This window comes from Chromobacterium sp. Panama (assembly GCF_003052555.1).
In the GTDB taxonomy this organism is placed as follows: Bacteria; Pseudomonadota; Gammaproteobacteria; order Burkholderiales; family Chromobacteriaceae; genus Chromobacterium.
In genome coordinates this window covers 2,884,275-2,896,432 of record NZ_QARX01000001.1, presented here as the reverse complement: position 1 = coordinate 2,896,432, position 12,158 = coordinate 2,884,275, and the positions used below count along the sequence as shown (strand labels likewise).

12 protein-coding genes are annotated in these 12,158 nt (G+C 66.4%); 8 read left to right on the top strand and 4 right to left on the bottom strand.

All coding sequences use genetic code 11. The annotated features are described in order from the left end of the window. Nucleotides 1-95: 95 nt before the first annotated feature. Nucleotides 96-1,421 (top strand): PAS domain-containing methyl-accepting chemotaxis protein, encoded by a 1,326-nt coding sequence (locus DB032_RS13065; protein ID WP_107799878.1) that lies wholly within the window; start codon nucleotides 96-98, stop codon nucleotides 1,419-1,421. Nucleotides 1,422-1,644: 223 nt separating this feature from the next. Here the strand turns inward: DB032_RS13065 and DB032_RS13060 are convergent, their stop codons facing one another. After that, nucleotides 1,645-3,108 (bottom strand): hypothetical protein, encoded by a 1,464-nt coding sequence (locus DB032_RS13060; RefSeq protein WP_107799877.1) that lies wholly within the window; start codon nucleotides 3,106-3,108, stop codon nucleotides 1,645-1,647. A gap of 295 nt (nucleotides 3,109-3,403) precedes the next feature. Here DB032_RS13060 and DB032_RS13055 point away from each other — a divergent pair, with 295 nt between their 5' ends. The 5 genes from DB032_RS13055 to frdD are packed head-to-tail and all read left to right on the top strand — an operon-like array spanning nucleotide 3,404 to nucleotide 8,024. Next, nucleotides 3,404-4,729 carry an anaerobic C4-dicarboxylate transporter gene (locus DB032_RS13055; protein WP_107799876.1) on the top strand — a complete coding sequence of 442 codons (1,326 nt, stop codon included), beginning with the start codon at nucleotides 3,404-3,406 and terminating at the stop codon, nucleotides 4,727-4,729. Between the two features lie 13 nt (nucleotides 4,730-4,742). Further along, a complete protein-coding gene (gene frdA / locus DB032_RS13050) occupies nucleotides 4,743-6,527 on the top strand; it encodes a fumarate reductase (quinol) flavoprotein subunit (RefSeq protein ID WP_107799875.1) in 1,785 nt (594 codons plus the stop codon). Continuing rightward, nucleotides 6,524-7,270: a succinate dehydrogenase/fumarate reductase iron-sulfur subunit gene (locus tag DB032_RS13045; protein WP_107799874.1), complete on the top strand. Its 747-nt coding sequence runs from the start codon at nucleotides 6,524-6,526 to the stop codon at nucleotides 7,268-7,270. The genes frdA and DB032_RS13045 overlap by 4 nt, the downstream gene beginning before the upstream one ends. Further along, nucleotides 7,267-7,665 (top strand): fumarate reductase subunit C, encoded by a 399-nt coding sequence (locus tag DB032_RS13040; protein WP_107799873.1) that lies wholly within the window; start codon nucleotides 7,267-7,269, stop codon nucleotides 7,663-7,665. The genes DB032_RS13045 and DB032_RS13040 overlap by 4 nt, the downstream gene beginning before the upstream one ends. After that, nucleotides 7,662-8,024, top strand: a complete 363-nt coding sequence (gene frdD / locus DB032_RS13035) for a fumarate reductase subunit FrdD (protein ID WP_107801848.1) — start codon at nucleotides 7,662-7,664, stop codon at nucleotides 8,022-8,024. The genes DB032_RS13040 and frdD overlap by 4 nt, the downstream gene beginning before the upstream one ends. 80 nt (nucleotides 8,025-8,104) lie before the next feature. Here the strand turns inward: frdD and DB032_RS13030 are convergent, their stop codons facing one another. Beyond that, the gene (locus DB032_RS13030; RefSeq protein ID WP_107799872.1) at nucleotides 8,105-8,350 is read right to left on the bottom strand and encodes a hypothetical protein; all 246 of its coding nucleotides are present in this window, start codon (nucleotides 8,348-8,350) and stop codon (nucleotides 8,105-8,107) included. Nucleotides 8,351-8,481: 131 nt separating this feature from the next. After that, nucleotides 8,482-9,384, bottom strand: a complete 903-nt coding sequence (locus DB032_RS13025) for a LysR family transcriptional regulator (protein WP_107799871.1) — start codon at nucleotides 9,382-9,384, stop codon at nucleotides 8,482-8,484. Between the two features lie 109 nt (nucleotides 9,385-9,493). On the opposite strand from DB032_RS13025, the gene DB032_RS13020 reads away from it, so the two are divergent. Next, nucleotides 9,494-10,873: an MFS transporter gene (locus tag DB032_RS13020; protein ID WP_107799870.1), complete on the top strand. Its 1,380-nt coding sequence runs from the start codon at nucleotides 9,494-9,496 to the stop codon at nucleotides 10,871-10,873. Between the two features lie 15 nt (nucleotides 10,874-10,888). Beyond that, on the top strand, nucleotides 10,889-11,287 hold the full coding sequence (locus DB032_RS13015; RefSeq protein ID WP_107799869.1) for a DUF4440 domain-containing protein: 399 nt from the start codon (nucleotides 10,889-10,891) through the stop codon (nucleotides 11,285-11,287). A gap of 24 nt (nucleotides 11,288-11,311) precedes the next feature. On the opposite strand, the gene DB032_RS13010 is transcribed toward DB032_RS13015, so the two are convergent. Next, on the bottom strand, nucleotides 11,312-12,154 hold the full coding sequence (locus tag DB032_RS13010) for a LysR family transcriptional regulator (RefSeq protein ID WP_107801846.1): 843 nt from the start codon (nucleotides 12,152-12,154) through the stop codon (nucleotides 11,312-11,314). Between the last annotated feature and the right edge of the window lie 4 nt (nucleotides 12,155-12,158).

The window sequence follows — 12,158 nt, the reverse complement described above, 5'->3', positions numbered from 1 at the left end:
TTACGGTTTGACATTGGCATGACCGGCTTTGTAAATAAAGAGTGGAAGAGGAGCGCTGACGGCAAGGACGATGACTCGAGCGGAAAGGTTGCTGCATGTTCAATATGGCGTTGAAACGCAAATTGCGGGATACGGTGGCGGAGCTGCATAAACAGCAGGGCGTGTTGCAGGCGATAGACCGCTCGATGGCGGTGATCGAGTTTTCGCCGGACGGCGTGGTGCGTTCCGCCAATGCCAATTTCGAAGAAGTGATGGGCTACCGCGCCAGCGAGGTGATAGGTCAGCATCACCGGCTGTTTTGTCCGGCCGACTACGTGAGTAGCGCCGAGTACGCCACCTTCTGGAGCCGGCTGAAGCAGGGGCATTTCGTCAGCGACCGCTTCAAGCGAGTGACCAAGGACGGCGAGATCGTGTGGCTGGAGGCCAGTTACAATCCGGTGCGCGACGAAGCCGGCCAGGTGACGGCGGTGGTCAAGTTCGCGCTGGACGTGACCAAGTCGGTGCAAGCCGAGCTGGAGGCCCGCAACACCATGAAGGCGGTCAGCCGCTCCATGGCGGTGATCGAATTCTCCATCGATGGCATCGTGCTGCGCGCCAACGGCAACTTCCTGAGCACGGTGGGCTACACCGAGCAGGAAATCATCGGCCAGCATCACCGGATCTTCTGTTCTCCCGATTATGTGCACAGCCCGGCCTACGCCGAGTTGTGGCAGCGGCTGAACCAGGGCACCTTCATCGCCGGCAAGTTCGAGCGCCGCGACAAGCAGGGCCGGCCAATCTGGCTGGAGGCCAGCTACAACCCCATCGTCAACGACGAGGGCGAGGTCTATAAAGTGATCAAGTTCGCGCTGGACATCACCGAGGAAGAAGAAGCGGCGCAGCACGACCTGCATCTGGTGAAGGAGGCGCACCGCTTGTCCGCCGCGTCCGACGCGGCCTCGTCGGACGGCCTGGCGGTGATCAAGGACACCATAGGCGAGATGAGCCTGATCGCGGACAGCGCCGAGCGCTCGGTCAAGATCATCGAGGATCTGGACTCCAAAACCCTGCGCATCACCTCCATTGTCAACACCATTCACGAGATCGCCGATCAGACCAATCTCTTGGCGCTGAACGCGGCGATCGAGGCGGCGCGGGCCGGCGAACAGGGCCGCGGCTTCGCGGTGGTGGCGGACGAGGTGCGCAAGCTGGCCGAGCGCACCAACGCCTCCACCAAGGAAGTGGCCGGCATGATAGACGACATCCGCAACGGCACCTCGTCCGCCAGCGAGAGCATCCATGAGATGCAGGTCAAGGCGCGAATGGGCGAGGAGCACGCCGGCGTGGCCAGCACCTCCATCGACCAGATCCGCAGCAGCACCGCCCAGCTGAGCGAGGTGGTTAGCCATTTTTCGGCGGTGCAGGCGCAGAAAACGCCTTAAGAACCTATTCAATGCCTGCTGCGCGTCGTCGATGCGGCGTTGAAAACGGCTTCAAAGCGCTCATGTACTACGTGTACATTCCGCTTTCTCAGCTGTTTTCGCCTTGCCTCGTCTTAGCTCGCGAGACTTTGAACAGCTTCTAAAAACCTGCTCGAAACCGCGCGCCGTATCCTGCGCCCATCCCCCGTCCGGAGGATGGGCGCTCGTCTTCAGGCCATGCCGCTTATTCCGCGCCGTCCGCGATGGACCACAGGAAGTCGGTTTGCAGATTGCCCTTGAACATGGGCGCATTGCGCGGGATGTAGAAATTGGTGGCGTAGCCTATCGGCTTGACCGTGCTGTCCATCTTCACCGAGGCGCCGGAGTGGCAGGTCATGCAATTGCTCTGTATGCCCAGGGTGCCCTTGAAGGTGGTCTTGGTCTTGGGGTTGTAAATGCCCACGTTCACCGGCGGCGGGGGCTGGAAGACGCTGTTGCCGAAGCTGGCCTCCAAGTAGGGGTTGTACACCGTGACCGGCGAGCCGACGCTCTTGCCGCCGTTCACCGGCTGGTTGGGCGCCACCATCTGGTAGCCGATGGACATCGCGTAATGCGCCGCCGGCCAGGGCAGTTGCGCCGGACGCGCCTGGGCCACGGCGACGGAGCTGGGCAGCGGCGGCTTGGCCGGGGCCGGCGTCCAGAAGAAGGTTTGCCAGGTCCATTCCGTCATCTCGCGCGAGGTGACGTGCATCGCCATCAGGATCAGGGTGTCGCCGGGCTCCACCGGCTGTTTCAACTGGTTTTGCGCCAGGCTGGAAAACAGGGCGGCGTTGGCGGCGGTGATCGGGATGCGGATGAAGTCGCCCAGGCCGAAGGTATTGGCGGCGCTGGGGCTGCTACAGGAAGCATCCGCGCTCTGAGCCGCGGAGCGGCCCGGGTTCTTGGCGTCGATGTAGACGCAGCCGGGCCAGGCCTCCTCCGGAAAGCCGCCGCTTTGCATCGCCGGCGTCGGCTTGGGCGTGCCGGGCCAGGCCGGCATCACATACAAGGAGGTGCCCGGAATCATATTGGCCTTGTTGACCAGCTTGTATACCGGCTTGATGGTGACGGCGGTGCTTGGGAAGGCCGGAATCGACGTGTTGCCGGCCTGGTAGAGCTTGTTCAGCGCCGCCTTGGAAAACAGCTGGTTCTTGCTGGCGAAGGCGGCGGCGCTCGGGTCGTAGCCCACCATTTCAAACGAGGAGGTGTCGCGCACGCCGCGGGCGGATTGGTCCTGGCTTTGGCTCAGCGCCGCCAGCCGCGCCTGCAGCTTTTCCATGAAGCCGGGAATGCGCATGAACTGGCGCGGCACGCGCAGCCGCATCTGGCGCGGAGCCGCCGCCAAGGCCGACGTCGCGTTGGCGGCCGCGTCCGCGGGCAGGGCGGCCACCTCGTTCGGCGTCAGCCAGGTCAGATAGACCGGCGCGTTGGCGAGCCCGTATTCGGTCTGGCCGCTGGGCATGGTCAGCGCGGCCCACATGCCCCAGCCGTGGCGGTGGATATTGCGGGCATGGGCGGCGCTGGGCTGATTGATCCACTGCATCAGCGTGGATTCCGGTTCCGGGAACTGGTAGCCGGGGATGCCGGGATTGGGCAGCGGCACCGGCTGCGCGGCGGCGTAGCCTGTCAGCAGCAGGCCGGCGAGCAGGGACAATTCATGGCGTTTCATCACGAGATCTCCAAACGGGGTCTTCAACTGGGCGGGGAGGCCGCGGGCCTCTGCCCTGAGGTTGGCGTCAATTGGGCATGCGCAAGCCGCATGCTGCCCAGTTATAGCCATACGGAATATCATGGTTAGCCGTTATTAAGGTCAGTGGAGCAGGCTGGAGGGCTTGAAAATAGTTGGTTTTCAATGCCAATGGTCTGTTTTGAAATCGTTGTGATCCGGACTTGATCAAGGTCTATTAGCCGATGCTGTTAATCCCCTATAACAGCGAAAAACAATGGCTAATAGGGACAAGATCATGTGGGTTTTCTGGATACAATTCGCGCTGCTGCTGACGGCGATACTGATGGGCATACGCCGCGGCGGCGTGGCCCTGGGCATGATAGGCGGGCTGGGCGTGGCGGTGCTGTGCTTCGTGTTCCGCGTGGCGCCGGCGGAGCCGCCCATCACAGTGATGCTGATCATTCTGGCGGTGGTCACCGCCTCGGCCACGCTGCAAGTGGCCGGCGGCCTGGACTTCCTGGTGCAGCAGGCGGAGCGGCTGATGCGCCGCCATCCGCAGCAAATCACCTTCCTGGCGCCGCTGTCCACCTTCCTGCTCACCATGTGCGTGGGCACCGGCCATGCGGTGTATTCGCTGCTGCCGGTGATCGCCGATGTCTCTCTGAAAACCCGCATCCGCCCGGAACGGCCGATGGCCATGGCCAGCGTGGCCTCGCAAATGGGCATCACCGCCAGCCCGGCGGCGGCGGCGGTGACCTCGCTGCTGGCGATGACCGCCCACAGCGGCCAGCCGCTGACCCTGTGGCAAATCCTGATGGTGACCGCGCCGTCCGGCCTGCTGGGCGTGCTGGCCGCCGCCTGCTGGAGCCTGCGCCGCGGCGTGGAACTGGACCGCGATCCGGAATTCCTGGCCCGGATGCAAGACCCGGACTTCCGCGCCTCGGTGGAAAAATCCGTCACCACCCTGGACAAGACCCTGCCGGCGGCGGCGCGGCAATCGGTGGCGCTGTTCTTCTCCGGCATCCTCGTCATCGTGCTGCTGGCCTTGTTTCCGCAATGGCTGCCGGTCAGCCAGGGCAAGCCGGTGCCGATGACCACGGTGGTGCAGTTCGTGATGCTGGCCTTCGGCGCCTTCATCCTGTTCCGTTCCAACGCCAAGGCCGCGGTGATCGCCCGTTCCGAGGTGTTCACCGCCGGCATGATCGCCGTGGTGTCCATCTTCGGCATCGCCTGGATGAGCGACACCTTCGTCAAGGCCAACGAGCCGCTGCTGGTGGCCAATATCAAGGCCATGGTGGCCTACGCGCCGTGGACCTTCGCGCTGGCGATGTTCGCCGTGTCCGCCTTCGTCAAGAGCCAGGCCGCCACGCTCACCATCATGGTGCCCTTCGGCCTGGCGCTGGGCCTGAGCCCGCATCAGCTGCTGGCCATCATGCCCTCCTGCTACGCCTATTTCTTCTTCGCCTTTTATCCCAGCGACCTGGCGGCCATCAATATGGACCGCAGCGGCACCACCCGCATCGGCAAATACCTGCTCAACCACAGCTTCATGATGCCGGGGCTGATAGGGGTGGGGGTGTCCACGCTGGCGGCGTACGGATTGACGCATTTGTACTTCTAAGTGAGGAAAGCTTGTGGAAACTTACCAAGCAGACATCGTGATCGTGGGAGCGGGGGGCGCGGGCTTGCGCGCCGCCATCGCCGCCGCCCAGGCGGACCCGGCCTTGCGCATCGCGCTGGTGTCCAAGGTCTACCCGATGCGCAGCCACACCGTGGCGGCCGAGGGCGGCTCCGCCGGGGTCAAGCAGGCGCACGACAGCTTCGATGCCCATTTCAACGACACCGTGTCCGGCGGCGACTGGCTGTGCGAGCAGGACGTGGTGGAATACTTCGTTAGCCAGTGCCCGGAGGAAATGGTGCAGCTGGAACGCTGGGGCTGCCCGTGGAGCCGCAAGGAGGACGGCAGCGTCAATGTGCGCGCCTTTGGCGGCATGAAGATTGAACGCACCTGGTTCGCCGCCGACAAGACCGGCTTCCACATGCTGCATACCCTGTTCCAGACCTCGATCCGCTTCCCGTCCATTCGCCGTTTCGACGAATACTTCTGCGCGGATCTGATCGTGGAAGACGGCGAGGCGCGCGGCGTGCTGGCGATAGAAATCGCCAGCGGCGACAGCTTGTTGATTGAGGCCGGCGCGGTGGTGATGGCCACCGGCGGCGCCGGCCGCGTGTTCCGCGAAAACACCAACGGCGGCATCGTCACCGGCGACGGCATGGCCCTGGCTTACCGCCACGGCGTGCCGTTGCGCGATATGGAGTTCGTCCAATACCACCCCACCTGCATGCCCGGCACCGGCCTGTTGTTCACCGAGGCCTGCCGCGGCGAAGGCGGCCTGCTGGTCAACAAGGACGGCTACCGCTATCTGCAGGATTACGGCCTGGGCCCGGCCGAGGACAAGCCGCGCAATAAATTCATGGAACTGGGCCCGCGCGACCGGCTGAGCCAGGCCTTCTGGTACGAGCAGCAGCAGGGCCGCACCGTGGAAGGCCCGTGGGGCTCCGCGGTGTACCTGGACCTGCGCCATCTGGGCCACGCCAAGCTGCGCGAACGGCTGCCGCAAATCTGCGAGCTGGCCGAGGAGTTCCTGGGCATAGACCCGGCCAAGGCGCCGATTCCGGTGCGGCCGGCGGTGCACTACACCATGGGCGGCATCCTGGTGGACGGCCGCTGCGCCGCGCCCATGCCCGGCCTGTTTGCCGCCGGCGAATGCTCCAGCGTCGGCATCCACGGCGCCAACCGCCTGGGCTCCAACTCGCTGGCGGAACTGTCGGTGTTCGGCAAAGTGGCCGGCGAAGAAGCCGCCCGCTGCGCGCGATCGCGCCGTCCGGCGCGGCGCGAGGCGCTGCAACAGCAGGCCGAGGCCGCCGAGGCGCGCTTGCATGCGCTGCGCGCGCGCGAAGGCGGCGAACGCATCGCCGAACTGCGCCGCGAAATGGCGGAAACCATGGAGGCCGGCTGCGGCATCTACCGCTTGGAAGCCTCAATGCGCGCCACCTGCGACAAGCTGGCGGAACTGAAGCAGCGCTTTCGCAATGTGCACGTGGAAGACAAATCCAGCGTCTGGAACAGCGACTGGCTGCTGGCCATCGAGCTGGGCTACCAGCTGGACGTGGCCGAGGCGATGGCGCATTCCGCGCTGCAACGCCGCGAATCGCGCGGCGCTCATCAGCGGCTGGACGGCTGCGAGCAGCGCGACGACGCCAACTTCCTCAAACACAGCCTCGCCGTCTACCAGGGCGCGGACGCGCCGCGCATAGATTACGGCGCGGTGAAGATCACTAAATCGCAGCCGGCGGTGCGCGCCTACGGCGCGGCCGGACTGGCGGCGGAAGCCGCGGCCAAGGAGGGCAAGGCATGAGCGAACAGACCAAGACCATAGCCGTGATGCGCTACCGTCCGGAGCAGGACAGCGAGCCGTGGCTGCAAAGCTTTGAAGTGCCGTACCGCGACGACATGTCGGTGCTGCAGGCGCTGCAATACATCCGCGATTATCTGGACGGCGGCCTGGCTTTCCGCTGGTCCTGTCGCCAGGCGATTTGCGGCAGCTGCGGCATGATGGTGGACGGGGTGCCCAAGCTGGCCTGCAAGACCTTCCTGCGCGATTACCCCGGCGTGGTGCGCATCGAGGCGCTGAATCACTTCCCGATAGAACGCGATCTGGTGGTGGTGCTGGACGACTTCATCGCCAAGCTGGAAAGTATCCAGCCCTATATCGTGCCCAAGGAAGACAAGCCCTTGTCCGAGGGCGAAACCCTGCAAACCCCGGCGCAGATGGACTGGTACGCCCAGTTCAGCAGCTGCATCAACTGCCTGCTGTGCTACGCCGCCTGCCCGCAGTACGGCCTGGACGACACGTTCCTGGGGCCCGGCGCCATCGCGCTGCTGCACCGCTACAATATGGACACGCGCGACAGCGCGGCCGAAGAGCGGATGGAGCTGCTGGCCGCGCAGGAAGGCGTGTTCAACTGCACCGCGGTGGGCTACTGCTCCGAGGTCTGCCCCAAAATGGTGGACCCGGCCAATGCGGTCAACCTCAACAAGACGGCGGTGGCCAGGGATTACTTCCTGCGCTTCGCCCGGCCCAAGGGGACGTGCAAATGAGCAAGCGCAAACCGTATGTCCGGCCAATGGAAGGCTGGTGGCGCAAGAACCCTTACTTCATCGAGTACATGGTGCACGAAGGCACGGCGCTCTTCGTCGCCGGCTACGCGCTGACCCTGCTGTGCGGGCTGTGGCGGCTGAGCCAGGGGGAGGCGGCCTGGAACGGCTTCATCTCCGCCTTGCAAAGCGCGCCGGCCTTGCTGCTGCACGCGGCGGCGCTGGCCATGATCGCCTACCACAGCTACACCTGGTTCAAGATCATGCCGCGCACATTGCCGCCGCTGACGCTGGCCGGGCGGCGGGTGTCCGCGCTGGCCATCACCGCCGGCGGCCTGGCCGCCGCCGCGGTGTGCAGCGCCGCGCTCTTGATGCTGGTATGGGGGATGACGGCATGAAACCGGAACTGAAACGCTCTCACGCGCCCATCTTTTGGGGCTTGTTCGGCGCGGGCGGCATGCTGGCCGCCTTGTTCGGCCCCATGCTGGTGTTCATCACCGGCATCGCCGCGCCGCTGGGCTGGCTGCCGGACGGCGCCGCCGATTACGCCACGCTGCAGGCGCTGGCGCAAAGCCTGATCGGCAAGGCGCTGCTATTCGGCCTGATCGCCCTGCTGCTGTGGCACGCGGCGCACCGCATTTACCACAGCCTGCACGATGTCGGCATCCGCGGCGGGCCGCTGGCCAAGGCCTGCACCTATGGGGTGGCGGCGCTGGGCACGCTGGCGGCGGGGTTGTTGCTGGCGGTGGGCTTCTGAACGGCTTGTGGCCGGGAGTGACACGATAGGCTAGGACGGCGCTTTGCGGCGCCGTCCTTTCTTTGCCCGTAGCAGGCGGATCAGCGCCCCATGCTCACCACCCACAAAAGGGGAAGCAGCAGAAACAATAGGGTGAAGCCGAACTGGGCTCCGGCCGTGTGCCGGCGCAGCTTCCAGAACACCAAGCAAGTCAGCGCCAGCCAGCCTACGATGCCAAACAGCGCCAGATTGACCATGAAGGCGCCCATGCTGCCCATATCGGCCAGACAGCATTCGGAAAAGAGCAAGAGGGCGGGCAGGAGCGAGGCGGCGCGGAGATAGGACATTTGAGTGGATTATTGTGGGTGAATCGCACATTTTGCATCAAGACTGCGGCTTTGCCCACCGTTCAGCGCAGGCCTGCGTGGACGCGGCGCCCGCGCCGCTGGCAATGACCGGGACAATCGCGGGCGGCCCGCTAGCTCGCCGTCTCGCGCTCGCGCAAAAAATCGATGAAGGCCCGCACCTTGGCCGGCACATGGCGGGTGCGCGGGTAGAGCGCGTGGATGCCTTGCTGCGGGAAGCCGTGATCGGGCAGCAGCCGGCAAAGCCGGCCGGCTTGCAGATCAGCCTTGACCAGCCAGTCCGGCAGCAGGGCCACGCCTAGGCCGGCCAGCGCGTAGGCGCGCAGAATGGACGCGCTGTCCGAACTCAGCCGCGGCTGGCCATGCTGGCGCCAGGCTTCTTGGCCGCCGTCCGGCGTGTCCACCAGCCAGGGCTGGGCGTGCTTGAGCCGGCTGTGTCCCAGCCAGGGCAGCCGGCTCAGCGCGGCCAGGTCGCGGACGTCTTCGTCCGGCCGCTGCGCCAGCAGGGCCGGCGCCGCCACCGGGAAAATATCGAACTGGGCCAGCGGCACCGCGTGCAGATCGGTTTCCGGCAGGCGGCCCAGGCGGATGGCGACGTCGAAGCGTTCGGCGATCAGATCGGCGTGCAGCGAGGAGGTGGACAACTGCAGTTGCAGCGCCGGGTGGCGCAGGGCGAAGCGCTCGATCGCCGGGGCTATCCTGGCCAGGCCGTATTCCAGCGTGGCGGTGACGCGCAGCGCGCCGCTGAGCTCGCCGTGTTCGGCGCGGGCGTCGTCTATCGCCAGCCGCGCCTGCTCCAGCATGTCGGCGCAGCGCTGGTAAAAACGCGCGCCGGCGTCCGTCAGCGCCAGGCTGCGGGTATTGCGGATCAAGAGCGCGACGCCGATTTCCTGCTCCAGGCGCTTGATGTTGAAGCTGACCACGGCGCGGGTCTGCCCCAGCGCGGCGGCGGCGGCGGTGAAGGAGCCGGCGTCCGCCACGGCCTTGAAGGTTTCAAAACGATCCAGACTGACCACGGCATCGCCTGTTATTGTCAAAAATATTTTGACAGTTTAGCCGGCGGCGGCCGCTATTTCCAGCGCCTCCCCCTGTCTATACTCGGCCGCTTTACCGTGGAGAGCGCCGATGTCGCTTCGTTCGAAACTGACCCTGGTGTACCTGCTCGGCTTTGCGCTGGACCTGATCAATATGTTCATCGCCAGCGTCGCCTATCCGGACATCGGCCGCGGCCTGGGCGCGTCGCTGGCGCAGCTGGCCTGGGTGGGCAACGCCTATATGCTGGGCCTGACCCTGGTGATCCCGCTCAGCGCGTGGCTGGCCGGCGCTTACGGCGAGCGGCGGGTGCTGCTGGGATCGCTGGCGCTGTTTCTCGCCGGGGCCGCGCTGGCGGGCGCGGCCCCGTCCATCGAAGCCCTGATAGGCTGGCGCGCGCTGCAGGGCCTGGGCGGCGGCCTGCTGATCCCGGTGGGCCAGGCCATGGTTTACCGGCATTATCCGCCGACGCTCCGCGCCCGGCTCACCGCCCTGATCATGGGCGTGGCGCTGATCGTGCCGGCGCTGTCGCCGGCGCTGGGCGGGCTGATCGTGGACGCCTTGTCCTGGCGTTGGGTCTTGCTGGCCAGCGTGCCGCTGGCCCTGCTGACGTTGTGGCTGGCGGCGCGCTGGCTGCCGGAAGACCGGACCCCGGCGCGGCGCGGCGCGCTGGACCTGTCCGGCCTGGCCTTGCTGGCCGCCGGCATGGCTTCGCTGCTGCTGGGCTTGACCTGGCTGGGCGAAAGCGGCCATCTGGCGTGGGGGCTCGCCGCGCTGTTATTGGCCGCCGCCGCGCTGGCCGGCTACGTGCGGGCGGCCGCCGGCAAGGCCGAGCCGGCGCTGAAGCTGACGCTGTTGCGCGGGCGCCTGCTGCGCACCGCCATGCTGGTGTATCTGTTCGTCCCCGGCGTGTTCATGGGCGTCAGCCTGGCGGCCATGCTCTATCTGCAAGAGGTGCTCAAGCTGAGCGCCGCCGCCGCCGGCGGCCTGATGCTGCCCTGGGCGCTGGCCTCCGCGCTGGCGATCAGCCTGACCCGCGGCCGCTTCAACCATGGCGGCCCCAAGCCCCTGCTGCTGCTGGGCATGCTGTTCCAGAGCGCCGGCATCGTTGCGCTGGCCCTGGGCGCCAGCGCGCCGGGGCCGCTGATCGCCGCTTACGCCCTGATGGGCTTCGGCGGCAGCCTGTGCAGCAGCGCGGCGCAGAGCGCTGCTTTTCTGGATGTCGCGGAACCGGAACTGCGGCAGGCCAGCGCGCTGTGGAACATCAACCGCCAGTTCAGTTTCGGCCTGGGCGTGGCCGTGATCAGCCTGCTGCTGAACGCGCTGACTCATTACAGCGGCGCGCTAGCGGCCACCGCCCAGGTCTACCAAGCCTGTTTCTTCATCGCCGCCGGCCTGACCCTGGCGCCGGCGGTTTTCGTGCTGCGCATCCACACCCCGACGGTGCTGGCCCTGCTGCGGCCCAGCCACTAACAGAGAGAAAGTCCGATGACCAAGCCCAATCCCTATTTCGACGAAGTGATCTCCGCGCATATCGCCATCCGGCAATGGTTCGCCGGCCCGGCGGACGCCGCCGCGCTGGAGGCCCTGATGGCGCGCTTCTCGCCGCGCTTCACCATGGTGGCGCCCAGCGGCGCGCAGCTGGATCTGGACGGGCTGCGGCAGCTGTTCGCCCGGACCGGCGGCGGCAAGCCGGGTTTGGAGATCGCCGTGGATCAACTGGCCTTGCTGGATGAACACGCCGTCGGCGCGACGGTGGCTTATCGCGAAGCGCAATACCTGGGCGGCCGGCCGAGCAGCCTGCGGCTGGCCACCGTGGTGTTTGAGCGCGACGCGGCCGGCGCGCTGCGCTGGCGGCATTTGCAGGAAACCTTCTGCCTTGAGTGAGTTCGCGCAGCGCGGCGCCGGCTTTCAGTCCGCGGCGACGGACTGAACAAAACCGTCAACCAATGCGGAGTCCTGCTGCTTGCGCCAGATGAAGTGGATGTCGCTGATCGCCAAATCCGGCAGCGCGAAGCCGCGGTAGCCGTCTTGCGGCCGGCACAGGCTTTCCGGCACACAGGAAAAGCCCGCGCCGGCGGCGACGCAGGCGAAGATGGCCGGATAGGATTCGATCTCCAGCACCGCGCGCGGCCGCACGCCGGAGGCTTGCAGCCATTGATCCACCAGCCGGCGGTAATGGCAGGCCGCGCCGAAGGTGTACAGCTCCAGCCCGGCCAAGGCTTCCGCCGTCGCCGCGGCGGTGTCCGGCGGCGCGATCAGCGTCAGCTTCTCCCGGAAAGCCAGCCGGCTGGTCAGCAGCGGATGCTCCACCGGTCCGTCGCTGAGAATCAGGTCCAGCTCACCGTCCTGCAGCTGGCGCTCCAGTTCCAGCGAATGGCCGGCGCGCAGATGCAGCTCCACCTCGGCGTGCTGGCGGCGGTAGCGGGCGATGCGGGCGGGCAGATGGGTGGCCAGAGCGCCGTCCAGCGCCCCCACTCTCAGCAAGCCGCGCGCGGGCGCGCCGTCGAACAGGCCGCGCACCTCCTCGGCCTGTTGCAGCAGGCCGCGGGCGTGGCGGTAGAGCAGATGGCCTTCCGGCGTGGTCAGCAGGCGACGGTTTTCGCGGCTGAACAGCTTGACGCCCAGTTCCGCCTCCAATTCCTGCAAGCGGGCGGTGAGATTGGACGGCACCCGGTGCAATTGCTCGGCGGCGGCGGCGATGCTGCCTTGCTCCACCACCGCGCAGAAGAAATTCAGTTGCGAGAGTTTCATGTTT